Consider the following 24,103-nt stretch of genomic DNA (forward strand, 5'->3'; position numbering starts at 1 on the left):
ACTTCCCGTAAAATATGGCGCGCCCGAAAGGAGTCGAACCCATAACCTTCTGATCCGTAGTCAGACACTCTATCCAATTGAGCTACGGGCGCATTTTTTAAAGCCAACTTTTATATTATAACAAGTTGAAAATTATTTGTCAACATCTTTTTTGGTGCGGCCGAGAGGACTTGAACCTCCACGGGGTTGCCCCCACTAGGCCCTCAACCTAGCGCGTCTGCCATTCCGCCACGACCGCATATGTTACAGCGACATTTACAATCATACCAGACTATCAACATCTTTTCAAGAGTTAATAATTGGATGGTGCGGGTGAAGGGAGTCGAACCCCCACGCCTTGCGGCGCCAGATCCTAAGTCTGGTGCGTCTGCCAATTCCGCCACACCCGCATATTGAATTGAAAAATGGTGAGCCATGAAGGACTCGAACCTTCGACCCTCTGATTAAAAGTCAGATGCTCTACCAACTGAGCTAATGGCTCTTGGCTGGGCTAGCTGGATTTGAACCAACGCATGTCGCAGTCAAAGTGCGATGCCTTACCGCTTGGCTATAGCCCAATATTACTTAAATTAATGGCGGTCCGGACGGGACTCGAACCCGCGACCTCCTGCGTGACAGGCAGGCATTCTAACCAACTGAACTACCGGACCAAATGAAAGTTTTAGATAAGAAACAGGAAATGAGCTATAATCATCTCCCGTCCCTGATGACCCCTACGGGATTCGAACCCGTGTTACCTCCGTGAAAGGGAGGTGTCTTAACCACTTGACCAAGGGGCCTAAATTTTATGGCGGAGAAGGAGGGATTTGAACCCTCGCGCCGGTTACCCGACCTACACCCTTAGCAGGGGCGCCTCTTCAGCCTCTTGAGTACTTCCCCATAAAATTGGCTCCGCAGGTAGGACTCGAACCTACGACCGATCGGTTAACAGCCGATAGCTCTACCACTGAGCTACTGCGGAATAATATGATGTTTTCTCTACCGGACAAGCACAATCACCTTGTCGACTCTTTACATTATAATGACGATGTATTATAAAGTCAATACGATTTTTTGATAAAATAACTTGAAAAATTTTTCCTTATTCCTCATGTAACTCTTTTACCTTTACTAGCTTACCTCTACACTTTCCACACACATATCGACTTGTATTAATGCTTCGTTTTCTTTTATATTGCTGATGGCAGTTTGTACATTGATAAAGGAGGATTTTATTGGAGGTGCGTTTCTTAGGTTTATCTAGCAGCGGACTGCAAAATCTCGGTGCGCCTACTTTTTTTAATAACATTTTAAAATCGGAATCACGGTGCTGATATCCTTTGCCTTCTAAGTGAAGATGATAATGGCAGAGTTCGTGTTTAATGATCCCAATTAGTTCGTTTAAGCCTAGTTGGTCTAAGTATTTTTTATTGATATCGATGTTGTGAGTACCAAGCAGGTATCTTCCCCCAGTTGAACGCAGCCTGCTATTAAAGGAGGCTTTATGCCTAAATGGCTTACCAAAAGATTCAATCGAGACTTTTTCAACCAGTTTTTGTAGTTCTTTATCCTCCATTTAGATTCCCTCCTTTTTTAAGCGAACGTGACAACCTATTATAGCATATATTGTATATACCTTTAATGATCTACTTTTCGGGAGGGTTAAGTATGCCGACTTGGTTTCAAAACCAAATGAAAAGAGCTTTCTACGAGAAGGACCGATACCAAATTAAACTGTTAAACCAATGCTGGTTTTTTTACAGAAAAAAACACATTTCGTAAGAATTCCAGTTCAGTATTATTCACAATTCCATTTGTCTCGTTGCTTCGGTAGCCAATAGCCTCTATTGGTTACCACTTTTTCGATTTCCCTCTGATTTTGGTCATCATGAACGCTCCAAGTCCAATTTAATCAACTAAAAAAGATGACCATCTAGAAAAAACGGTCATCTACTAATAGTATTCCTTTATTTAGACGGAGGCAGCATGGTTAACGCTACTCTCCCCTTTTTCATATCCACGGAGTCAACCCAAACGGTTACGACATCTCCAACAGATACAATATCTAATGGATGTTTTACAAACCGATTACTTAACTTCGATATATGAACTAACCCATCCTGCTTAACGCCGATATCGACAAAGGCTCCGAAGTCTACTACATTTCGAACCGTGCCCTGAAGCTCCATCCCTGCACTTAAATCTTCTAATTTAAGAACATCCTTTTTCAATAATGGACGCGGCAAGTCGTCGCGAGGATCGCGCTCTGGTCTTACAAGTGCGTCGATGATATCTTTTAATGTTAGTTCCCCAATAGATAGTTCAGCAGACACTGCTTTAAGATCAAGTTCATTTAGTGCATCCCGTAATTCAGCTGTTCCTAAATCATTGGCTGAAAAACCTAGACTGGTCAATAACTTTTTCACTTCATCATAGTTCTCTGGGTGAATTCCTGTTCGATCTAACGGCTGTTTCCCATCTAAAACCCGTAAGAAGCCGATTGCTTGTTCATAGGTTTTTGCTCCAAGTCGTGGGACTTTCTTTAATTGCACCCTGCTCGTAAACTTCCCTTCCTCTTCCCTTTTCTTCACAATATTGTGTGCGGCGGTTTTGGTTAATCCCGCTACATATTGGAGCAAGGAAGCTGAGGCTGTGTTCACATTAACCCCTACTCGGTTTACGGCTGTTTCGACAACAAAATGCAGCGATTCCGATAAACGCTTTTGCGTAACATCATGTTGATACTGGCCTACTCCTACTGATTTAGGATCAATTTTTACTAACTCAGCAAGCGGATCCTGTAATCTGCGTGCGATGGAGACTGCACTTCTTTCTTCTACTTGAAAATCAGGAAACTCTTCTCTTGCTATATCTGAAGCAGAGTACACACTGGCTCCCGCTTCATTAACAATTAAGTAATAGATTTCTTCATCCATTTCCTTAAGTATATCTGCGACGAACTGTTCCGTTTCCCTAGAGGCCGTTCCATTTCCAATTGCCGCCATCTCTACTTTATAATCACGAAGAATTTGAATGAACTTCTCTTTTGCTTCCTTTGTCTTTGATACTGGCGGATGCGGATAAATGACATCAATTTTAAGAACCTTACCGGTTTCATCCACAACAGCAAGCTTACAGCCTGTCCGATACGCAGGGTCTACACCAATAACGACTTTCCCTTTCAATGGCGGTTGTAAAAGTAAGTTACGAAGATTTTCAGAGAATATATGAATGGCTTGCTCTTCACCTTTATCATTTAACTCACTTCGAATCTCCCTTTCAATCGAAGGCTGAATCAGACGCTTATAACTATCTTCAATTGCTTCTATAACATATGCTGCAGCCGGCGAATGCTGAGCGCGGACCCATTTTCTTGATAGGTAGGACAGGATGATGTCATTATTCATTTTTATAGATACCCTTAAGATATCTTCCTTTTCACCGCGATTTAACGCAAGGATTCGATGAGGAACGATTTTATTTACAGGCTCCTCATATTCATAGTACATTTCATAAACCTTTTTCTCGTCCTTTTCTGCGTCTTTTACGGTTGATTCCACTTTACCAGACTTAAAGGTTTCATTCCGAATCCACTTTCGGCTTTCAGCATCATCAGAAATCATTTCAGCAATGATATCTTTTGCACCTGCAATCGCATCTTCAACAGTAAGAACTTCTTTTTCATCAGATAAAAATTCCTTGGCTTTATCCTCGATTGGAGTCATCGGAAATGTTAATAACCATTCTGCCAACGGCTCTAAACCCTTTTCCTTTGCAACCGTAGCTTTTGTACGGCGCTTTTGTTTATAAGGGCGATATAAATCTTCAACCTCTTGCAGCTTTTCTGCTTTCGTTATCTTATGAGTAAGTTCGTCCGTTAGTTTACCCTGCTCCGCAATGGTTCGAAGTACTTCTTCTTTCCTTTGCTCAAGGTTTTGTATGTATTGCCAGCGTTCCTGGATATCTCGAATTTGAACTTCATCGAGTGCCCCCGTCATTTCTTTACGGTAACGGGCGATAAATGGCACAGTATTCCCCTCATTCAATAAGGAAATAACACTTTTAACCTGCTTTTGAGATATCGCTAATTCGGCAGCTACCTTCCCAAGAAGCTGTTCATCTTTCACAACTGTATCATTCACAACACAAACCTCCATTCCTATTACCATATTGTATCAAATTACCTCAATCGATTCACATATATAAAAGCCTTTTGTAAACATGTTGGGCTTTTAATCTCCAAAAGTAAAAATGTTTAAGAAAAGAGCCTAATAAAAAAAAGCAAGCTAATTAGCTTGCTAAAGCAGAAACAAATATGAGGGCAAAGCATACGTATAAAAAAACGCTCTTTCTTAAAAGAGCGTGCGTACATGCTAAAATTCGATGAGACCTATACTTACTCGCAAGGCTTCATCCACTTTTTCCATCATTTCGTCATCGAGATGGGTTATTTTATCGGTTAACCGCTGTTTATCAATTGTACGAATCTGTTCTAAAAGTATGACTGAATCTCGTTCAAAACCGTAGCGCTTCGCATCAATTTCGACATGAGTGGGAAGCTTCGCTTTTTGAATTTGTGCTGTAATCGCTGCAACAATAACTGTGGGACTAAACCGATTCCCGATGTCGTTTTGAATGACAAGTACAGGACGGACGCCGCCTTGCTCAGAACCAACAACTGGGGATAGGTCCGCGAAATAAACGTCACCACGCTTGACAATCAAGGTATTACCCTCCGCTTACAAGACGTTCAACTGTGTGTTCTGCCTCAAATTCTGCTTGAAACATTTCCGATGCAATCGTTAAATTGATCATCGCCATTTCCATGTATCCACGTCTCATGGATTCGCGAATTTGTCTCTTTTTTCGTTCGCGTAAATACATTTTAGTTGCTTGATAAATAAACTCGCTCCGGTTAACGTTTTCTAATTTTACAAAACCATCTAACTCGGTTAAAAGATGTTGCGGTAATTTTACTAAGATTTCCGTAGTTGCGCCGGATTCAGACACAAACATACACCTCCACCATCACTACACACCAATTTTTCTATCTACCATATTTAATAATAACACTTAATGCCCAAAATGCATAGACTAATTATAATACTACTGTATTATAGGCCAAACAAACTACCTTTTATGCACTAAAATTCCGCATTATCATAAATATGTTACATTTTCATTATTAGCCCACTTATTCGTGAAGAAGATAATTTTTTAATACGACAAATTTACCCCCCTGTTTATATAGACGGGGTACTCTAGTTGAGATGATACATGGGACTTCGTAATTGATTGTTTCCAGCTTTTGCGCAATTTCATTAACAGAAATGAATTCATTATTCTGTTTACCAATTAAGGTAACAGTCGTCCCAACCGGAACCGCATGCGGTAATTTTACCATACATTGATCCATACAAATCCTGCCAACTATTGGAACCCTTTTACCCTCAACCAATACTTCCTGACCCTGGAGACGACGAATCCATCCATCTGCATAACCGATTGGAATCGTGCCTATCCACTCTTCTCCTTCCGTCTCATACGTAGCACCGTAACTAATCTTCTCACCCTTATCAAGTTTTTTCACATGAACAAGCCTTGACCGGAGCGAAAAAGCTTCCTTAAGCGGGAAAGGCAGCTCATGTTCAATCTCAGGAGAGGGTGTTAATCCATACATAGCAATCCCAAGACGAACCGCGTTAAAATTGGCATTTGAGAAGCGTAATGCTGCTGCACTATTACTGCAGTGCACGTACTTTGGACGTTTCTTTAAAACAGATAATAAATCATGAAATAACTGCATTTGTTTTTCGAAATAGGCTAGATCTACTTCATCTGCTGTTGCAAAGTGTGTAAATATCCCTTCAATATCCATTCGCTCATCATCAGAAATTATTTGCACAACCGCTGCTAACTCTTCCTTGGTTCGGATTCCAATCCTCCCCATCCCCGTATCCAACTTAATGTGAACAGAAAGTACCTTATCATGCGGGAGATAGGGTTGAGCAGCTTTCACCCATTCCAATTGGAAAACTGTAATGGTGATGTTAAATTTAACTGCCAGCGCAGCATCCTCTGGACGTGTAGCGCCTAAGACTAGAATGGGTCCCTCTATCCCCTTATTCCTTAGTGCAATTGCTTCATCCATAAACGCTACTGCTAAATAGGACGCACCCGCTGCGAGTGCACTCTCAGCCACTTTAACGTCTCCATGTCCGTAAGCATTTGCTTTCACTACAGCTATGATATCCACTTTGGGCGGCAAAAGTTTTTTAACGGAGGCAACATTTGCGAGAATACAATCTAAATCGACTTCTGCCCATGTATCTCTATAGAAAAAGCCCTGCTCTATCATTATTTCACTTCCTAATTAACTAAAGTCACTTTTTATCATATTTTAATTTTACCTTATTGATTATCAAACTACTTATTTTAATTGTCAAACAAAAAACAGGCCCTATTAAGAGCCTGTAATCGTAAATCTTATTTTTCAACATCGCCTTGGACTGTTCTTGCAATCTCAACGAGTTCTTTTTCCGTTAAGTCGTTTGAGGCAATCATGTAGTCAACACCATCCATCGTCCAAGTAATCGAACCATCAGAAACAGCACCGATTGTAACACCTAAATCCACTAAATCTCCATCGACATATGTCGGTGATGTAGAGGCTTCCTTCACTGTTACCTTTTCTTGTACAAGTGTAAATGACTTTTCACCCTCATACGTTAAGACGACGCGCTTACCATTTTCAAGCTTCACTTCTTTTTCATCCACTAAATTCGCACCTAAATCGGCAGTAGGATATTTAACCGTAAATGCCGTGTCCTTACTATCTGCCATCACAGGCAGGTTAAGATCAGCACGAGTCATATTCTTTTTCATATCAAAATCACTGTCATCGAAGCTTGCATTAAATTTAACTTTAGAAAATTCCACTGTCACAAGAGCTTTTCGATCGGGATCCATCACTTTTACAACCGCAGGTGATAAATCTTCTTTGTTTAGTTTAATTTCTTGTGTTGGCAGCATACTATTGTTCTGATAGCGGGTTTTTGTTTCAAATACATAATGTTCTTTCGTAGAAGAAAACTTCGCTTCTTTATCTTCAACGATGTCTTTAATTAATGATTCGTATAAATAGGCCTGGCTGCTGTTTTGCGGCCAATCACTTTGGAACTTGAAACTCTTCTTAAGAGCAGGAGTTAACACAAATACTCCTTCATTATTGCGTAAAATCATTTGGCTTTGGTCTTTTTCAGCGTTTTTTAAATTAACACGATAAAACGTTGGATCTTTATGCCAAATTTCAACGTTATACACTTGTGAATCGGTACCCATTTTCAACGTCATCTTGGCGTCTACTTTATAACCTGATAGATCATTTAGTTTTCCATTCAACTCTTTCACTACATCTTCTTTTGACTTAGAGCCACAGGCTGCTAGTAAAAAAACGACCAGTAACCCTGTAATCACAAGCAACAACCTTTTCTTCAATTCCTTCAACCCCTTCTTGTCTCATTTTCATATGAATTTAAAGAAGACTTGTCTCTCCCATTTCCCTATGAATATATGAGACAACCTTTTGGAATATGATAAAGGTTTGTCCGTTGTGTTGTTTTTTTCTACTTTTCCTCAATAACTACCTGAGCAACCGCATAATCCCTGCTATGTGAAATAGAAAGAAAACCATTCGTTTCGGGTTTTACTATATGAGGCTTGCCTAATGAATCTGTTTCGATTTCAATATCTAAAAACGAGAGTTCCTTGCCTATACCCGTCCCAGCAGCCTTTGAATAGGCTTCTTTCGCAGCAAACCTTCCTGCTAAAAATTCAATCTTTCTTCGGTCCGGAAGCTGTTCAAATGTTTGTTTTTCATTTTCGGTCAGTATGCGGTCAATCAATTTCCTTTGTCTAGTGACAATCTCTTCAATCCTGGAAAGTTCAATAATATCAATCCCAATCCCTTTAATCATGCGCAGGTATCCCTTCTATTTATATTAAACAATGCATAATAGTACAACAGGACCAAAATTCAGTCTATTATATAAGTAAGTCCATTCAGGAGGTTATTATGTTTACGAGAACAGAGAGTTTTCGCGAATTTATCCGTTTATATCCAGTTATTTCTACTATAATTGCCATCCATTTGCTATTATATCTTTTTACTGCGTTACCTATTTTTCCAAACTTTTGGTTTAAAGCCACTTTCTCAGGTGTAAATCTCTATATTATGGAAGGGGAATATTGGCGGCTGATAACCCCAATCTTTATGCACGGCGGCTTTACTCATGCTTTATTTAACAGCTTCTCACTTGTCCTTTTTGGTCCAGCGCTTGAAAGGCTGCTAGGTAAAGGTAAATTCGTACTGGTTTACCTTGTTTCCGGCGTCCTGGCTAATGTGGCGACACTGCTGCTCGAACCATTAACTTATGTACACGTTGGGTCAAGTGGAGCGATCTTTGGATTATTTGGTTATTATATTAGCATCATTCTCTTTCGTAAGCATATGCTCTCACAGCAAAACTCGCAAGTCATCCTTACTATTTGTGCCCTTAGCTTGATCATGACCTTTTTGCAGCCCAATATTAATATTACTGCCCATATATTCGGCTTAGCAGGCGGATTTTTACTAGGCGCTATTTTTTATAATAAAAAAAGGGGTTGAGCCATTAGTTGGTTCAATCCCTTTTTTCGGATTCCCTCGAAAACCAGGTGTAGACCTTTTTCACATCCATTCGATCCATATCGATCACACGGCCTCCGGCCCCGCCAAAGCCTACTTTCACAAAAGCCTCTAGTGTAGCCAGATCTTTTCTTCTTTGAAAATAACTTTCTTTCAATTCTAGGCTTTGAATTTTATTTTTCTTTATAAACACAGTGGTCCGTACCATAGATCGATAACGAAGACTCAATTGCTGCTCTTCCAAACTCCAGCCTGCGTCCTTATATATTAATACTCCCCAAAATGTCACTAGGGCAAGAATAATCAACGAAAGAAGGCCCCAAACCTTGAGGAAAACAATCGAAACCACAACGAGTGGAACAATGATTATCCAGCCTCGAAGAATATAACGATTCATGGCTCTTTTAGGAACGGGATTAAAACTTGATGTGAATTGATAATCCGTAAGATAAGGTCCTATTATTTGTTCAATATCCTCCAGCTTGACAAGCGGAAGAAGCAAAACCTTCGAGCCTTCCTTATTACTTGCTGAACCACCAGCACTTTCAACGCTGACAGACCCGTATCCCAGCCATTGCCGGACGATATTTTCATTAATCCTTATTGCTTGGATCCTGGTTAACGGAATGGTAATCTGCCTTTTTTCTAATAGACCTTGAGAAATAACTAAATCATGTTCTGTTTTCGTGACATGGAAATTGCCGTATTTCAACATGGTTCCAAAAAGAGCCAGGATCCAAGCAACGAAAAGTCCCGCAAAAACGAGAAGGGCAATCAAAATTAGATTACTTACAGCCCATTGTTCAATTCCTCGAAATAGTTTTTCATAGGGAATAAAGTCATCCAACTGAGACAAAAATGCCAATACGGCTGATATGACAACTCCTATTCCTCCTGAGGTAAGTGAAAGTAAAAGTAACTGTGACGGTGTAATTTTATAAACGATATGACTAGGATCTTCGTGAACAGATTCATCATTTTGGACAGAAGGATTTTTGGCACCAGCAACATATTCTTGGATATAGCGTGCCTCTTCTTTGGAGATGGCTGAAAGAACTGCCTCCGCTTCATCGTTCCCACTTCCGCCAGCTGTTTCAATCTGAACCTTTACCATCCCGCATAAGCGCTGAAGGAGCCCTTCTGAAATATCCAGACTTTGGATACGTTCCAATGGAATATACCTTTTCTTGCGGACAAAAACACCGTATTCTATCCGAAGTTCATTTTCCTCTAATCTATAGGTATAGCGCAGCCAAGAAAGAATACTGACGAGAATAATTCCTATGATTGCAATCGCGGAAGCCCCAAAAAGCAGCAACTTGCCGCCATCACCTTTATTCCAAATGAAAAACAATGCGACAAATGTAAAAATAAAATCCTTTATTCGCTTACCGATTGTTAACAGTATTACAATGGGATGAAGCCTTTTCGGTTCAGACATCTTCATCCGCCACCCTTGCTAGATTAGAAATAAAGCGCCTTAATTCTTCCGCTTCACTCTCTTCTAATGCTGGAATTTCATGAGCTGTTGCTGCCGTATTAATAATGACAGAGGCTAATTGATAGTTGCGTAAAATAGGTCCCTGAACGGTATCTACATGCTGTACTCTAACCATCGGAATCAAGGTCCGCTTAACAATAAAAATTCCTTCCTGAAGTTCAATTTCCTCTTCCCTCACATCATACCGCCAACGCTGCCACCTAAGTTTTGGTACTAAAAAAATGATAAAATACGTTGAAATAAGTTCAATTGCTATTAATAAAAGTGTTATCCAAATTGGGCCATTAAAGATATGTAATAGAAAGATAGCAGCACCAGCTAAAATCCAGCTGATGACAATTTTTATCGCACCTGAGATTCTCCAAACCGTTAATGCCTTTACAGATATTCTTTTTTGCGGCTCTAGTATCATACTTCCCCTCCACTTCACCATGCTTTCCCTTAAGTATACACGGGAATCGATAAGGAAACATCATTGTTATTCAACGACAAAGCTCGATTGGTCTATTACATTAATCCCCTTCCGGTTTCGCAGGTCATCCATTAATTGAAAGAGAGCAGCATCCTTTTGTTTCGCTTCTATCATGCAATGTATCTCTGGTACCGTTCCTTTTATGGTGTTTAGGAATTCTAAAAACATTTCTGGATCAACAAAATCAGCATGTGCCCTAAATTCCTTTTCTGAACGCGGGCTTGATATGTGCATTTTAACGGGAAGCGGAGATGCCTTCCAGGTGGTGACAATTCTTTCCCAGTCCTGCTTCCACTCCACTTCTTCGTGATTAGCCAAGTGATGGTGATAATCAAATATCATCGGTATTCCAAGCTTTTCACAAAGATAAAGCGTCTCTTTCACTGTGAAGGTTGTATCATCGTTTTCAAGCATAATCATTTTTTGAATGCTTGGCTGGATGTATCCCCAGTTATGAATAAACTGTTCAAGTGCCATTTCTTTATCCTCATAGCCGCCACCCACATGGAGAACACAGCGATGTTCTGTATCAATATCCATTCCTTTTAGCAGTTTCTTATGCATGACAAGAGTCTTTAGTGCGTTGGAGAGAATCTCTTTATTAGGTGTATTCAGCACAACAAAATGATCAGGGTGAAAATCAATACGCATTGGATGTACTTTAAGATAGTCAGCCATTCTTTTTAAAGATTCCTTCAGTGGCTTTATATAATCCCAGTCCAACAGCTCCTCGTGATTGGCCAATGGGATGAGACGGGAGCTTAGTCGAAAGAAGTGTATTTGATTTCCAACATTGTGTTTTAATAACCTCAGGCAATTATCTATATTTGACTCAGCAATTCGCTCCAGCTTTCGAATAGCCGCATCACGGTCTTTTATTTTGCTAAATTGTGCAAACGTCATGGTTTGGGAGGGTGAGGCATTCTGAAGCTCAACGCTCATTGCAACATATCCAAGTTTCACGATCATCTTATCACTCCTAACAAGCTGTTACCCTTAATGTTCCCAATACACACCTGAAAAAATAAAGGCTGTTAAACTTGTCTGTTGATTTCCGCTTTTGCCGTCTCTTGTCCGAATCAAGAGCAAAAAAAAGAGAGCATTGGACATTATGCCCATGCTCTCTATGTTTATTATCGGTTAAAGCTTCTTGGTTTTGATTTTCCTGATGTGCGTTTTTCACCTGTTCTTGGCTTAGAAGGTGCCTTTTTACGATCACGATCACCGCGTTCTCCACCGCGTGCAGAACCATAACTTCTATTATCGTCTCTTCTTCTGCGGTCACGGTCTTGAGGCTTTCTGTCCCTCTTAGAATGAAGTGGTGATTCTTCTGTTAACTTAACCGGTGTTTGATCAGGCTCTTTTGTTAACATTTTTAATACTGCAGCAACAACGGTTGAAGCATCATTTTCTTCAAGTAATTCTTTAGCAGCTGCTTTATAATACTGAAGATTATTTGATTCAATCGTTGCAACAATCTTATCAACTACTGCTCGTTGCTGTCCTTCTAACGCCTCATCTAATGTAGGAGGCGTCATTCTTTCCATCTTACGCTTCGTTGTTCTTTCCAATACTGATAGGTAAGACTTTTCACGCGGCGTGATGAATGTTAGTGCCATACCAGATTTACCCGCACGTCCAGTACGACCAATACGGTGTACATAGCTTTCTGGATCCTGCGGAATATCAAAGTTATAAACATGGGTTACGCCAGAGATATCTAGACCCCTTGCTGCCACGTCCGTTGCCACCAATACATCAATTGTTCCTTCTTTAAATTTCCGAAGGACCTGCATACGTTTTGCCTGCGTTAAATCTCCGTGAATCCCTTCTGCTGTATAACCTCTTAAGGTTAAAGCTTCAGATAATTCATCCACACGGCGTTTCGTCCGGCCAAAGATAATCGCTAACTCTGGTGATTGAATATCAAGCAGTCTTGTTAAGACATCAAATTTATTCTTTTCCATAACTTCAAGATAAAATTGCTCAATCGCCGGAACTGTCATTTCTTTCATCTTAACACGGACAATTTGAGGGTCTTTCATGAACTTTTCTGCCATTCTTTGAATTGGTGCTGGCATTGTTGCTGAGAAAAGTAAGGTTTGGCGCTCTGACGGTGTAGAAGCAAGAATCGTTTCAATATCTTCAATGAATCCCATATTTAACATTTCATCTGCTTCATCAAGGATTACAGTATTAACTGTGTCTAAGCGCATTGTTTTTCTATTTATATGATCTAATACACGACCAGGAGTACCTACAATGATATGTGGGAATTTCTTTAATGAACGGATTTGGCGACTGATGTCCTGTCCTCCGTAAATGGATAAAACGCGGACTCTTTTACCAGAACCGATTTTATAAAGCTCTTCCGAAACTTGAATGGCAAGCTCACGTGTAGGAGCGATAATGATTCCTTGAATCGCGTCCTTGCTCACATCAATTTTTTCAACCAAAGGAATACCAAATGCAGCAGTTTTACCAGTTCCTGTTTGAGCCTGCCCAATCAAATCCTTATTTGCAAGGCCCATCGGAATTGTTTCTGCCTGGATTGGTGTTGCTTCCTCAAAACCCATTTTGAGGACAGCTTGTAAAGTAGCCTGACTTAGGCCTAAATCTTCAAACTTTGTCAATGTTTTCATTCTCCTTCATTTATATAAAAATTTATTCTATGTGCTGAATACTTATGATTCGCATCAAAATACCGTATTAGGTAACATCTTTATTTTACCAAAAAAAAGACATCCCTCCAAAGGAGTATGCCCTATTTTATTCGTTCTTTAGACACGTTGCTGATAATCATAACATTATTACAAATAGATTGCAATTAATGCGGTTTATTAACGAGTCCCATATCAGCATTACCGCTCCATCAAAAAGTCATACACTTGGGAAAATAGGGCCTCTTTTTCCTCACAATGACAAATATGATGGCTAGAATCCTTAATATACGTAAGTCTTTTTGTTTTTGCACTAATCGTCCGGTATAAGTATTCAGCACTTTTGGGAGGGACGATTCCGTCACATTCTCCCTGTGCAATCAGCGTTGGCACTTCTACTTGAGGGAGAAGTGGTTTGATGTAAGAAACAAGTCTGCGAAATTGGAAAGTTGCTTTTATGGGAGTTGCTTTTATTTTTCTTTTATAGCGCTGAAAAAATTCATTGTTTTCTAAATTTCCTTTAATTAAATCAACCATCATCGACTTAATTTCACTCGCCATTTGTTTTGGGTTTAGATAATAGGCTGCTGCACTAAGTAGTACAAGCTTGTCCACAGGGTATTTTGCTGCTAGGAGGCTTGCAATCATACCGCCCATGGAAAACCCGATTACATAAACTTGATCACAGGTTTCAATCAATTTCTTTAATTCAGACTCTGCATGTTCTATCCATTGTTGATAATGGATATCTTTTAGTGAAAGATTTTCGCCATGGCCAGGAAGAGTAGGGACACTGAATATCCAGTCCGTATGCTTCGTTAAATACTCAGCAAGCGGCTCTACTTCATATGGCGCCCCTGTAAAACCATGAATACATAAACAGCCAATCAAGACTCTCCACCTACTTTGCTTTGAATGAATTATTTTTCTTTTAGTGTTCCATTAACAGCATTTAGCATACAGTCTTATTTTGGGACTTTATAAGCCTTATTTTTGTTGTAACGCGGTCACAATTTCCTCAAGCTTCATCCCTCTTGAAGCCTTTACAAGAACTAATGTTTGGTTGTTTACATGCTGCTTTAACACTTCAATCAACTCATTTTTATCGGTAAATGAAAAAACTCTGTGTTTTCCTAGAGTGGATCGTGCACCTTCAGCCATATGTTCCGCTAGCTTTCCATAGGTAAATAACAAATCGATTTTTTCAGGATGCAAACCCTCGCCAATTTGCTTATGATATTGTGCTTCTTGAGGCCCTAATTCAAGCATATCACCGAGGACTAAGATGATTTTTTCATAACCCTTTAGATGTGACACTAGTTCAATCGCAGCCATCATCGAGGTAGGACTAGCATTATAGGCATCATTAATGATTTTTTCACCATGACTTCCTTCAACTAGCTCCATTCGCATATTGGTTAGTTTCACGCTGGTTAAACCTTCATTCATTTTTTCAAATGGCACATCAAAGTAATGAGCAATAATCATGGCAGCAAGGGCATTTAATATATTATGTGTACCCAATACAGGAAGTTCGAAACTTTCCGAGGACTTATTGATTTTAAACATATTTCCTTGTTCTAACTGAGTAATTTCTGTAGGAAAAAAGTCATTTCTGTTCGTTCTTCCAAATGTTTGCAGGTTAACATTTCCTTTATATTTATTAATTCGTTCCATCAGAAGGGGCTCATCACCATGAAGCACCGCCAAACCGCCGTCTTTTAGACCTTGTAATATTTCCAGCTTTGCCTCGGCGATTCCTTCTCTTGATCCCAGGTCAAGAAGATGGGATTCACCTATATTAGTGATCACCACTGCATCTGGAGAGGCCAGTTTTGTAAGGAATTCAATTTCCCCCCTGCCGCTCATGCCCATTTCTAAAACAGCAATTTCCGTATCCTTGTCCAGCCCTAAAACCGTTAAAGGCAGTCCAATATGATTATTATAATTCCCTTCGGTTTTTTGAACTTTATAGGTGGTGGATAGCAAGGAAAACGTCATATCCTTTGTCGTGGTTTTCCCATTACTTCCTGTAATACCGACTACTTTTACTTGTAACTGTTTGCGATATTCTCTCGCTAATTCTTGTAATGCCACTAAGCAATCGTCAACGATAAGAATTGGTAAATGAAGGGGTGGATTCGGAACATCGCTCTGCCAAAGCGCCGCTGTTGCCCCCTTTTTCAAGGAATCCTCTACAAATTTATGACCATCTGAGTTTTCCCCTTTAAAAGGAATAAACAAGTTTCCCATTTCAATTTTTCTAGAATCGATCGAAACACCACTGATTTCTGTATCAGCAAAAGAGGTGATCTCATTTTTGACAGAAATCATATCCGATATCTGCTTTAAGGTTCTTGTTATCATGTCAATCCTCCAGTTGGTTGGGAATTTTAATAAAGACACGGCACCTAGCCGTGTCATTGTAATCTAGAAGGTATATTTAATGTTTTGTTTCTGTGCATGGCGTTCTTTTGCAAGGTTTACCAATGTTTCAATCAACTGTGGATACTCAACACCTGTATGCTTCCATAACAGCGGGAACATGCTAAATGGCGTGAAGCCCGGCATTGTATTTACTTCATTAATTAAAGCCTTACCGTCCTTTGTTAAGAAGAAGTCAGCACGGACAAGACCTGAGCAATCCAACGCTTTAAAGGCTTGAATCGCCATCTCTTTAATTTGCTGGTACTCTTCTTCGGTCACATCCGCAGGTATGATTAAAGCTGTATCACCATCTTCATATTTCGCTTTATAATCATAAAAATCCTTCTTCGGAACAATTTCACCTGGAACCGAACATTTTGGATCATCGTTGCCAAGAATACCTACTTCGATTTCACGGGCTGTGACACCTTCTTCGATGATCACTTTTCGGTCAAATTGAAACGCTTCTACAAAGGCAGCTTCTAATTCCGTTCTATTTGTACATTTGCTAATCCCCACACTTGAGCCTAGGTTTGCAGGCTTTACAAAGCAAGGGTAGCCGAGCTGCTCTTCCACTTTTGCATAAACCAACTCTTTCTCCTTTTCCCATTCCGTTCGAATGAAAGCAACATACTTTACTTGCGGGAGACCAGCTTGTGCAAATACATTTTTCATCATTACTTTATCCATACCAGCTGCGGAAGCTAATACACCATTGCCGACATATGGCAGGTTTAATAATTCCAATAACCCTTGTACTGTTCCATCCTCACCATTTGGTCCATGAAGCAGTGGGAAAATGACATCTAATGGCTCGTTATTCTGTCTTTCACTATTGCTGAAAAGAGTTGGTGCCAATGATAAAGGTGATAACTGATTTTTATTTGAAAATTCTAGTGCTTTGACATTTTCAGCTGGAGCCGTTAGCTGAGGTCCCTTTATCCATTGTCCTTCTACATTTATGTAAATCGGATGAACTTCAAATTTTTCAAGATCCAGCGCCTTAATCACCGCAAGAGCTGTTTGTAAAGATACTTTATGTTCAGCGGATTTTCCTCCGTATAGTAAACCAATTTTTGTTTTCATACTAAACCTCCATTTTCTCATTCACGATTTTATTTTATCACTTTTATTATTTTATGAAACCTACAGCTTGGCTAAAAACTACCTATTCCATTAACACAAAGAAAATCTCCCCAGAAAAATGGAGAGATTAAATAACGGTAAGCTTCCATTCTTTTGTTTTCTTATCAAAGATGATTTTCGCATGACAGTTTTCACCTGAGATTTGTTGATATTCCTCGTACATATCATCCATCGATGCAAAATCACCTATTACCCAAATGGGTATTTCCAGCTTATTGCGCTGATGGTCCACATCTCGTAAAGAAATACAGATACCCTCCTTAATAAAGGGTGTGAGAGATAGGAGAATTTCCTTATTAATAGGCGGATATGAACGCTTTTTCCTAAGTCCCAGCAGTGTCTTTTCAAGCTTCAACTCTCCTAATTTAATGGAAAGTGCATAACTTAAAAGATGAAAAAAATCCTTAAAACTTCGATAATATACTTTATTAAAGAAACCATCATCGTGCGCCAAATAAACAAAACGGTTTCCAAGCTTATTATAGAACGGCAGTTTTAAATGTTGCTTTTGGTGTCCCAAAAATAATAACTCCGCCATTTCCTGTCCGGTTAGTTCATTTAATCCTTCTTCTTCAACAAAGTCAATCCAGCAAAAATCACCGTAGCCATATATATCTTCAGCAGCAAGCTTATTGATTCTCTCGTCCGGACAATATTCGAGCAGAGTATGCATATTAAAATCACCGTCTTCAAAGCGATGTTTTAATAATAACAAATGATTCATTGTTCCCGAAAAAGCAGCAGCAAATTCAGCAAATTCAATACCGTAGGATAGTACATACTGATCATTTTGATTTAAGTGGACATAGACGAGATCCTGTATGTCTTGATGGTGCTTTTTCAAAGCCAAACTCCTCCGTTCAGGAAAATAAAATCTATGATAATGAGATAAAGTACTCAGTTAAATGCTAACCAATATTAGCCAATCTTCCACTATTTTATCATTAATAGTCCAAATAGCTTATTTCAATTCTTTTACATTTCTAAAGATATTTGTGATACTTTTGAAACAGTTAGCTTTATTCGCTTGTGAAAAACACATACTAGTTTTAAACTTGATACTAGTATTTACTGCAGGATTATCAACAAATCATTTTTTACATACATGTATAGAGAGATTAAAACGCACCGTTAGAAAGGAGCGTGCAGCAAATGATTAAGGATATGACGCAAGACGAAATAACTCTCCATATTATTAAATTATTAAAAGAAAACAAAAAGACTGACTTTATTACGATCCTCGAAGAATTACAGCCTTATGATACAGCAAAAATATATGAAGATTTGCCAGAAAAGCATAAACTCCGTTTTCTTTTATTTTTAAACTTTGAAGTCCTCGCTGACCTGACGCAGGAACTCGAAAAAGAAGAACAGCTTGAGGTGTTAAATAAGCTTGGAATCGAGAAATCCAGTAAGGTCCTTGATTTAATGGACAATGATGATTTGGCCCTTCTCTTAGATGAACTATCGCCAGAGAAAAAAGAGTCACTGCTCTCCGGTATGAAGGTGGAAGAGTCAAAAGCCGTTACCGATATCATGAATTACCCTCCTGAAACAGCAGGAAGATTGATGACCAATCGCTTTGTCTGGATTCGAAGTTATTATAGTGTTAGAGAAGCAGTGGAAAAGTTAAAAACGTTTGCTGAGTTTGCTGAATCCATTAACTACTTATATGTCGTCGATGAAGAGAGAAAGCTGGTTGGTGTTGTTTCTTACCGCGACTTACTGCTGGCAGATATTAATGAAAAGATTAATAATATTATGTATGAACGCGTCATTTCGGTTTCTGTTACTACTGACCAAGAAGTAGTGGCACGAATGACGGAACGATACGATTTCCTAGCGATTCCCGTAGTGGATGAGAGTAATATGCTTGTCGGTATTGTAACCGTCGATGATATTATTGATGTCGTCATTAAGGAAGCAAATGAGGATATAGAAAAGTTATCAGCCTCTGGAAAATCCATTGACTTTGATACAAAAACATTTGTCGCAGCTACAAGGCGGCTTCCATGGCTCATTTTGCTTTTATTTATTGGGTTGATATCCGGCAGCATTATCTCAAGCTTTGAAAATACCTTGGAACAGGTCGTCGCCATTGCCTTTTTTATGCCAATGATTGCAGGAATGACAGGTAATACTGGTACTCAATCACTAGCTGTGGTGGTGAGAGGACTTATTACACATGATATTGAAAAAGGAGTCATCCTTCGCCTAATTGCCCGTGAACTAGGTGTCGGTGTGACAATCGGGATTACCTGTGCCATTCTTATATCGATCATTGCTTATATATGGCAGGGAAGCTTTATTTTAGGTGCAGTCGTCGGTGTTTCACTTTTCTTTACGCTCGTTATTGGCACCCTCGCTGGTACAATCATCCCACTCATTTTATTCCGATTAAATATTGATCCAGCTGTTGCGTCTGGTCCATTAATTACGACGATTAATGATATTTTTTCTTTACTCACTTACTTTGGAATTGCAACCATGTTTCTAAACTATCTCATGTAGGCACGGTCCATTAGACCGTGTTTTTATTTTTTTGAAACATATTCTTTAGTGGACTCGTCATAATATTAAAGTTCTTGTAATAAATTTCCTAAATATATTGTTACCAAATCTTTTCTTTGTTAGCATATCACTATATAAACAGACAAAAATTGGGTGTGGCATATGGACAATTTCACAAAAAAAGTGGACCGCTTTGATTGGACGTTAACATTAATTTTGTTTCTATTTTTTCTCGTTAGCTGTTTAGGAATTTATAGTGCACAAACAGCTGGACAGTACGATGAAAATTTCTTAGTCAAGCAAACCTTCTGGTATGTGGTTGGAGCAGCGATCATTTCCATTACCATTCTTTTTGACAGTTTTCAATACAGGCGGCTTTCCTGGTACTTGTATGGATTTGGACTGATTTTACTCATTGGTGTCCTTGCTGCCCCTGAAAGCATCGCTCCAATTAGAAATGGAGCCAAAAGCTGGTTTATCACTCCTCTTGGTTCGATTCAACCATCGGAATTTGTCAAAACTTTTCTCATTTTAGCACTTAGCACTGTCGCAGCCCAGCACCAGGAAAAGTATCTTGAGAAAACAGTTAAAAGAGACTTTTGGTTATTGCTTAAATTAGCCATTATAACATTCGTTCCAATCTTCTTTATTATGAAGCAAAATGATTTAGGTACTTCACTCGTCCTATTATCGATTTTAGTAGGATTCATTCTAGTGTCCGGGATTACCTGGAAGATAATTTTGCCTATCTTTAGTACCGGTGCTTCACTTGCCGTTTTCATCATCTATTTAGTTGTCCAGAGACCTGACATACTCGAAAAATATTTACATGTACAAGAATACAAATTTAATCGAATTTACGCATGGCTTGACCCGTTTAATCATTCAAGCAGTTCAGGATATCATTTGTTGAAATCATTAAGTGCGATTGGGTCAGGTTTGATAACGGGGAAAGGCTTTGGCAATCGGGAAGTTTATATTCCTGAAGGACACACAGACTTTATATTTAGTGTGATTGGTGAAGAATATGGTTTTGTTGGAGGCAGTATTGTCATCGGACTGTTCTTTCTATTGATTTATCACTTAATTAAAACGGCATTAGATACGAATGACCCATTTAATACATATGTGTGTGCAGGAATCATCTCTATGCTCACTTTCCATGTATTCCAAAATGTCGGTATGACGATACAAGTGCTTCCGATTACAGGGATTCCCTTACCGTTTATCAGTTACGGCGGAAGTTCATTAATGGGGAATATGTTTGCGATGGGAATCGTCTACAGCATTCGCTTCCATCATCGTAATTACATGTTCTCATCCTCAAGATTTTTTAGCAGTTAATTGCGAAGCAGCGGCAAATACCGCTGTTTTTATTTCTTTCTGTTTGAATCTGTTATAAACTTATAAGAGCAAAAAACATTTACAAAAGTGAAGGTGAACTATGAAAGAATTTATTTTCTCTGTTTTAGAGTTCTTATCAGAGTTAGGTTACTTCGGAATTGCCCTAGGGTTAATGATAGAAGTTATTCCAAGTGAAATAGTCTTAGGGTATGGCGGTTATATGATTTCAGAGGGGATCCTCGGATATCCAGGAGCGATTATTGCTGGAACAATAGGCGGGACCTTTGCACAGTTATTCCTTTATTGGGCAGGTTATTACGGAGGCCGGCCATTTTTAGAAAAGTACGGCAAATATGTCTTTATTAAAAAGAAGCAAATTGACCTATCCGAAGAATGGTTCCGAAAATATGGAGTCGGCGTCATTTTCTTCGCCCGTTTTATTCCCGTCGTCCGGCATGCGATATCCATACCTGCTGGGATTGCTAAAATGTCTGCAACAAAATTTACGCTTTATACGGTAGCAGCGGTTATTCCTTGGACTATTCTTTTCCTTTATTTAGGACATGCGTTAGGCGAAAATTGGTCTCATATTAAAGAATATGCTGCGCAATATACAATGCCTATTATTATCGGTGCCGTTATTCTTGGGGTTATTTACTTCTTAATAAAGAAAACCAAAAAGACAACTACTGATTGATTACAGTGGTTGTTTTTGTTTGTCATCAAAGCTTCATTTGACATTTACTCAGGTTAGAAAATAAAATAGACAAAGTAGTGTTTTCTGTCGAAAACAATAGATTTATGTTGAAAGGATTGATTTTTTGAAAAAATTTGGTTTAGCTTGGCAAATTTTAGTCGGATTAATCCTCGGGATTGCTGTAGGTGCGATTTTTTACGGAAACCCTGAGGTGCAAACATATTTACAACCCATAGGTACCATCTTTATCCGCTTAATAAAAATGATTGTCATCCCAATCGTAATTTCCAGCCTTATTGTTGGGGTTGCTGGTGTAGGTGATATTAAAAAGCTTGGATCTTTAGGCGGTAAAACGATTCTTTATTTTGAAATTATTACTACCATTGCCATTATTATCGGGCTAGGTGCAGCCAATCTCTTTCAGCCAGGAACTGGCATTGATATGGATAATTTAAGCAAAAAGGATATTGGCGGCTATATTTCCACAACAGAACAAGTGGAAAGCCATAGCTTTGCAGATACATTTGTTAATATTGTTCCACAGAATCTATTTGAGTCCCTCGTAAAAGGCGATATGCTTGCCATTATTTTCTTTTCCGTCTTCTTTGGTCTCGGTGTCGCTGCTATTGGTGAAAAAGGAAAACCAGTGCTGGCATTTTTCCAAGGAACCGCTGAGGCGATGTTTTATGTAACAAATCAAATTATGAAATTTGCTCCATTTGGTGTTTTTGCCCTTATTGGAGTTACCGTTTCAACCTTTGGGGTTTCCTCATTAATTCCATTAAGTAAGCTCATTTTTACTGTTTATGGTGCAATGATATTCTTTATCCTAGTGGTTTTAGGACTTGTGGCCAAGCTTGTTGGAATTAATATCTTTAACATAATACGTATTTTAAAGGATGAACTAATTCTTGCTTATTCAACCGCCAGTTCTGAAACAGTACTTCCAAAGGTGATGGAAAAAATGGAACGCTTCGGCTGCCCGAAGGCGATCACCTCTTTTGTCATTCCGACTGGGTATTCATTTAACCTTGACGGGTCTACCCTTTACCAAGCATTAGCAGCGATATTTATCGCACAAATGTATGGAATCGATCTTTCTATCAGTCAGCAAATATCACTTATGCTGGTACTGATGGTAACCTCAAAAGGTATTGCAGGCGTTCCAGGTGTTTCGTTCGTTGTTTTATTGGCTACCTTAGGATCTGTTGGGATTCCGCTTGAAGGCTTGGCATTCATCGCTGGTATCGACCGAATTCTAGATATGGCTAGAACGGTTGTAAACGTGGTTGGTAACTCTCTGGCAGCGGTGGTCATGTCAAAATGGGAAAAGCAATTTGATACAGAAAAAGCCGAGAAATATATTAAAGAGATTAGCGATGTAAAACCTGTCATTGAATAAAAAAGAGGCTGCCTGGAGTCCATTCCAAGCAGCCTTGTTTTATAGCATAATACTCGTTATTGCCGCTGTTAATAAGCTTACGAGTGTTGCTCCATATAGTAACTTTAAGCCAAACTTTGCTACTTGATTTCCCTTCGCTTCATTCAGCCCCTTAACTGCCCCCGTGATAATTCCAATTGAGGAGAAGTTCGCAAACGATACAAGAAACACTGAAATAATTCCAACGGTTCTGCTTGATAGAGAGTCAGCAATCTTTGCTAAATCCATCATCGCAACAAACTCATTTGATAATAATTTGGTTGCCATAATCGTACCGGCTTCAACCATATCGACTGCAGGGATTCCAACGATAAAAGCAAGCGGTGCGAAAATATAACCTAATACCATCTGGAAGCTAATGCCGAAAATGGCTTCAAATACATGGTTAATCATGCTAATTAAAGCGACAAAACCAATTAACATCGCTCCCACGATAATAGCTACCTTGAACCCATCCATAATATATTCCCCAAGGACTTCGAAGAACGTTTGTTTTTCTCCTTCTTGAATATCAATAATATCTTCTTCCGCAGTAACCTCATAGGGATTAATAACGTTGGCAATCATAAATCCGCCAAATAAGTTTAATACCAAGGCCGTAATCACATATTTCGGATCAATCATCGTCATATATGCCCCTAATATCGAGGCAGATACCGTGGACATTGCTGATGTACATAATGTATAAAGGCGGTGTTGAGGTATATAAGGGAGCTGTTTTTTTACAGAGATAAATACCTCTGATTGACCAAAAACAGCAGACGCTACTGCATTATAGGATTCCAATTTACCTAAACCATTTACCTTACTTAACACAATTCCAAGATAGCGGATGATAATCGGGAGGATTCTAATATGCTGAGCAATACCGATTAACACAGAAATAAACACGATCGGCAGCAGGACATTTAAGAAAAATGGTCCAGCACCTTCATTCGCCATTCCTCCAAAAACAAAGTTAATTCCCTCTGCTGCGTAACTTAAAAGGTGGTCGAATAATGTAGAGACAGCTGTAATAATGACAAATCCAACCTCAGTATTAAGCAGCAAAAAGGCAAAAATCAGCTGCAGTACAAGCATAGTAACTAGCGGTTTAACCTTAATCTTTTTCTTATTGTTACTTGCGATATAGGCTAACAAAAAGATAATAACGATTGCAGCTAGAAAAAGTAAATACTTCAAACAAATTCCTCTCCTATTCTTGATGATCTATCAATTAGGTAAAGAGATAGAAAATAC

General features: G+C 39.1%; 22 protein-coding genes and 9 tRNA genes. 6 read left to right on the plus strand and 25 right to left on the minus strand.

Annotation, left to right across the window (positions count from 1 at the left end; genetic code table 11):
- Positions 1-15: 15 nt before the first annotated feature.
- The 10 genes from ACIQAA_RS31525 to ACIQAA_RS31570 all read right to left on the minus strand — a co-directional run bounded on the left by ACIQAA_RS31525 (position 16) and on the right by ACIQAA_RS31570 (position 1,555).
- Positions 16-92 (minus strand) — tRNA-Arg (locus ACIQAA_RS31525).
- A 60-nt stretch (positions 93-152) separates the two neighbouring features.
- Positions 153-238: transfer RNA gene (locus tag ACIQAA_RS31530), tRNA-Leu, on the minus strand.
- 66 nt (positions 239-304) lie between these two features.
- Positions 305-389: transfer RNA gene (locus ACIQAA_RS31535), tRNA-Leu, on the minus strand.
- 16 nt (positions 390-405) lie between these two features.
- Positions 406-481 (minus strand) — tRNA-Lys (locus tag ACIQAA_RS31540).
- Position 482: 1 nt separating this feature from the next.
- Positions 483-557: transfer RNA gene (locus tag ACIQAA_RS31545), tRNA-Gln, on the minus strand.
- 16 nt (positions 558-573) lie between these two features.
- Positions 574-650 (minus strand) — tRNA-Asp (locus ACIQAA_RS31550).
- A 57-nt stretch (positions 651-707) separates the two neighbouring features.
- Positions 708-779 (minus strand) — tRNA-Glu (locus tag ACIQAA_RS31555).
- 9 nt (positions 780-788) lie between these two features.
- Positions 789-879 (minus strand) — tRNA-Ser (locus tag ACIQAA_RS31560).
- A gap of 7 nt (positions 880-886) precedes the next feature.
- Positions 887-961 (minus strand) — tRNA-Asn (locus tag ACIQAA_RS31565).
- A gap of 120 nt (positions 962-1,081) precedes the next feature.
- Positions 1,082-1,555, minus strand: coding sequence for a SprT family protein (locus tag ACIQAA_RS31570; protein WP_402627647.1), 474 nt, complete (start codon positions 1,553-1,555; stop codon positions 1,082-1,084).
- A 92-nt stretch (positions 1,556-1,647) separates the two neighbouring features.
- Here ACIQAA_RS31570 and cmpA point away from each other — a divergent pair, with 92 nt between their 5' ends.
- The gene (gene cmpA, locus ACIQAA_RS31575) at positions 1,648-1,761 is read left to right on the plus strand and encodes a cortex morphogenetic protein CmpA (RefSeq protein ID WP_095251326.1); all 114 of its coding nucleotides are present in this window, start codon (positions 1,648-1,650) and stop codon (positions 1,759-1,761) included.
- Between the two features lie 185 nt (positions 1,762-1,946).
- Here cmpA and ACIQAA_RS31580 read toward each other — a convergent pair whose 3' ends face one another.
- The 6 genes from ACIQAA_RS31580 to acpS form a co-directional block, all read right to left on the minus strand.
- Entirely contained in the window at positions 1,947-4,121 is a 2,175-nt protein-coding gene (locus ACIQAA_RS31580; RefSeq protein ID WP_402627650.1) for a Tex family protein, read from the minus strand.
- Between the two features lie 231 nt (positions 4,122-4,352).
- A complete protein-coding gene (locus tag ACIQAA_RS31585; protein WP_034673264.1) occupies positions 4,353-4,703 on the minus strand; it encodes a type II toxin-antitoxin system PemK/MazF family toxin in 351 nt (116 codons plus the stop codon).
- A 4-nt stretch (positions 4,704-4,707) separates the two neighbouring features.
- Positions 4,708-4,989, minus strand: a complete 282-nt coding sequence (locus ACIQAA_RS31590) for a CopG family ribbon-helix-helix protein (RefSeq protein WP_034673267.1) — start codon at positions 4,987-4,989, stop codon at positions 4,708-4,710.
- Positions 4,990-5,173: 184 nt separating this feature from the next.
- Positions 5,174-6,337 carry an alanine racemase gene (gene alr / locus ACIQAA_RS31595; RefSeq protein WP_402627653.1) on the minus strand — a complete coding sequence of 388 codons (1,164 nt, stop codon included), beginning with the start codon at positions 6,335-6,337 and terminating at the stop codon, positions 5,174-5,176.
- A 128-nt stretch (positions 6,338-6,465) separates the two neighbouring features.
- Positions 6,466-7,476, minus strand: a complete 1,011-nt coding sequence (locus ACIQAA_RS31600; RefSeq protein WP_402627655.1) for a LolA family protein — start codon at positions 7,474-7,476, stop codon at positions 6,466-6,468.
- A 128-nt stretch (positions 7,477-7,604) separates the two neighbouring features.
- The gene (gene acpS / locus ACIQAA_RS31605; RefSeq protein ID WP_402627658.1) at positions 7,605-7,955 is read right to left on the minus strand and encodes a holo-ACP synthase; all 351 of its coding nucleotides are present in this window, start codon (positions 7,953-7,955) and stop codon (positions 7,605-7,607) included.
- 98 nt (positions 7,956-8,053) lie between these two features.
- Between acpS and ACIQAA_RS31610 the strand changes: the two genes are divergently transcribed.
- Positions 8,054-8,647, plus strand: coding sequence for a rhomboid family intramembrane serine protease (locus ACIQAA_RS31610; protein ID WP_402627661.1), 594 nt, complete (start codon positions 8,054-8,056; stop codon positions 8,645-8,647).
- A gap of 13 nt (positions 8,648-8,660) precedes the next feature.
- On the opposite strand, the gene ACIQAA_RS31615 is transcribed toward ACIQAA_RS31610, so the two are convergent.
- The 8 genes from ACIQAA_RS31615 to ACIQAA_RS31650 form a co-directional block, all read right to left on the minus strand.
- On the minus strand, positions 8,661-10,106 hold the full coding sequence (locus ACIQAA_RS31615) for a PH domain-containing protein (protein ID WP_402627664.1): 1,446 nt from the start codon (positions 10,104-10,106) through the stop codon (positions 8,661-8,663).
- The gene (locus ACIQAA_RS31620) at positions 10,099-10,578 is read right to left on the minus strand and encodes a PH domain-containing protein (RefSeq protein ID WP_402627667.1); all 480 of its coding nucleotides are present in this window, start codon (positions 10,576-10,578) and stop codon (positions 10,099-10,101) included. Before ACIQAA_RS31620 ends, ACIQAA_RS31615 begins: the two co-directional genes overlap by 8 nt.
- Before the next feature lie 66 nt (positions 10,579-10,644).
- Positions 10,645-11,607, minus strand: a complete 963-nt coding sequence (uvsE, locus tag ACIQAA_RS31625; RefSeq protein ID WP_402627670.1) for a UV DNA damage repair endonuclease UvsE — start codon at positions 11,605-11,607, stop codon at positions 10,645-10,647.
- A gap of 164 nt (positions 11,608-11,771) precedes the next feature.
- On the minus strand, positions 11,772-13,214 hold the full coding sequence (cshA, locus tag ACIQAA_RS31630; protein ID WP_402627740.1) for a degradosome RNA helicase CshA: 1,443 nt from the start codon (positions 13,212-13,214) through the stop codon (positions 11,772-11,774).
- 285 nt (positions 13,215-13,499) lie between these two features.
- Positions 13,500-14,189: an alpha/beta hydrolase gene (locus ACIQAA_RS31635; protein ID WP_402627673.1), complete on the minus strand. Its 690-nt coding sequence runs from the start codon at positions 14,187-14,189 to the stop codon at positions 13,500-13,502.
- A 96-nt stretch (positions 14,190-14,285) separates the two neighbouring features.
- A complete protein-coding gene (locus ACIQAA_RS31640) occupies positions 14,286-15,665 on the minus strand; it encodes a UDP-N-acetylmuramoyl-tripeptide--D-alanyl-D-alanine ligase (RefSeq protein ID WP_402627676.1) in 1,380 nt (459 codons plus the stop codon).
- A 63-nt stretch (positions 15,666-15,728) separates the two neighbouring features.
- A complete protein-coding gene (locus tag ACIQAA_RS31645) occupies positions 15,729-16,811 on the minus strand; it encodes a D-alanine--D-alanine ligase (protein ID WP_402627679.1) in 1,083 nt (360 codons plus the stop codon).
- A gap of 127 nt (positions 16,812-16,938) precedes the next feature.
- Positions 16,939-17,715, minus strand: a complete 777-nt coding sequence (locus tag ACIQAA_RS31650; protein WP_402627681.1) for a hypothetical protein — start codon at positions 17,713-17,715, stop codon at positions 16,939-16,941.
- 308 nt (positions 17,716-18,023) lie between these two features.
- On the opposite strand from ACIQAA_RS31650, the gene mgtE reads away from it, so the two are divergent.
- The 4 genes from mgtE to gltP all read left to right on the plus strand — a co-directional run bounded on the left by mgtE (position 18,024) and on the right by gltP (position 22,825).
- Positions 18,024-19,382: a magnesium transporter gene (mgtE, locus tag ACIQAA_RS31655; RefSeq protein WP_402627684.1), complete on the plus strand. Its 1,359-nt coding sequence runs from the start codon at positions 18,024-18,026 to the stop codon at positions 19,380-19,382.
- Between the two features lie 162 nt (positions 19,383-19,544).
- Positions 19,545-20,726, plus strand: coding sequence for an FtsW/RodA/SpoVE family cell cycle protein (locus ACIQAA_RS31660; protein ID WP_402627687.1), 1,182 nt, complete (start codon positions 19,545-19,547; stop codon positions 20,724-20,726).
- A gap of 100 nt (positions 20,727-20,826) precedes the next feature.
- Complete coding sequence (gene uptA / locus ACIQAA_RS31665) at positions 20,827-21,423, plus strand: undecaprenyl phosphate transporter UptA (RefSeq protein WP_402627690.1); 597 nt, start codon at positions 20,827-20,829, stop codon at positions 21,421-21,423.
- A 124-nt stretch (positions 21,424-21,547) separates the two neighbouring features.
- Positions 21,548-22,825, plus strand: coding sequence for a glutamate/aspartate:proton symporter GltP (gene gltP / locus ACIQAA_RS31670; protein WP_402627693.1), 1,278 nt, complete (start codon positions 21,548-21,550; stop codon positions 22,823-22,825).
- Between the two features lie 39 nt (positions 22,826-22,864).
- Here gltP and ACIQAA_RS31675 read toward each other — a convergent pair whose 3' ends face one another.
- Positions 22,865-24,046, minus strand: coding sequence for a NupC/NupG family nucleoside CNT transporter (locus ACIQAA_RS31675; RefSeq protein ID WP_402627696.1), 1,182 nt, complete (start codon positions 24,044-24,046; stop codon positions 22,865-22,867).
- Positions 24,047-24,103: the final 57 nt, after the last annotated feature.

This window comes from Neobacillus sp. NPDC093182 (assembly GCF_044754045.1).

Coding starts and splice junctions, on each gene's coding strand:
- acpS (WP_402627658.1), bottom strand. CDS start 7,955: ATGATTAAAGGGATTGGGATTGATATTATTGAACTTTCCAGGATTGAA.
- ACIQAA_RS31610 (WP_402627661.1), top strand. CDS start 8,054: ATGTTTACGAGAACAGAGAGTTTTCGCGAATTTATCCGTTTATATCCA.
- uvsE (WP_402627670.1), bottom strand. CDS start 11,607: ATGATCGTGAAACTTGGATATGTTGCAATGAGCGTTGAGCTTCAGAAT.
- cshA (WP_402627740.1), bottom strand. CDS start 13,214: ATGGGTTTTGAGGAAGCAACACCAATCCAGGCAGAAACAATTCCGATG.
- mgtE (WP_402627684.1), top strand. CDS start 18,024: ATGATTAAGGATATGACGCAAGACGAAATAACTCTCCATATTATTAAA.
- ACIQAA_RS31615 (WP_402627664.1), bottom strand. CDS start 10,106: ATGTCTGAACCGAAAAGGCTTCATCCCATTGTAATACTGTTAACAATC.
- ACIQAA_RS31640 (WP_402627676.1), bottom strand. CDS start 15,665: ATGATAACAAGAACCTTAAAGCAGATATCGGATATGATTTCTGTCAAA.
- ACIQAA_RS31645 (WP_402627679.1), bottom strand. CDS start 16,811: ATGAAAACAAAAATTGGTTTACTATACGGAGGAAAATCCGCTGAACAT.
- alr (WP_402627653.1), bottom strand. CDS start 6,337: ATGATAGAGCAGGGCTTTTTCTATAGAGATACATGGGCAGAAGTCGAT.
- ACIQAA_RS31660 (WP_402627687.1), top strand. CDS start 19,545: ATGGACAATTTCACAAAAAAAGTGGACCGCTTTGATTGGACGTTAACA.
- ACIQAA_RS31620 (WP_402627667.1), bottom strand. CDS start 10,578: ATGATACTAGAGCCGCAAAAAAGAATATCTGTAAAGGCATTAACGGTT.
- uptA (WP_402627690.1), top strand. CDS start 20,827: ATGAAAGAATTTATTTTCTCTGTTTTAGAGTTCTTATCAGAGTTAGGT.
- cmpA (WP_095251326.1), top strand. CDS start 1,648: ATGCCGACTTGGTTTCAAAACCAAATGAAAAGAGCTTTCTACGAGAAG.
- ACIQAA_RS31570 (WP_402627647.1), bottom strand. CDS start 1,555: ATGGAGGATAAAGAACTACAAAAACTGGTTGAAAAAGTCTCGATTGAA.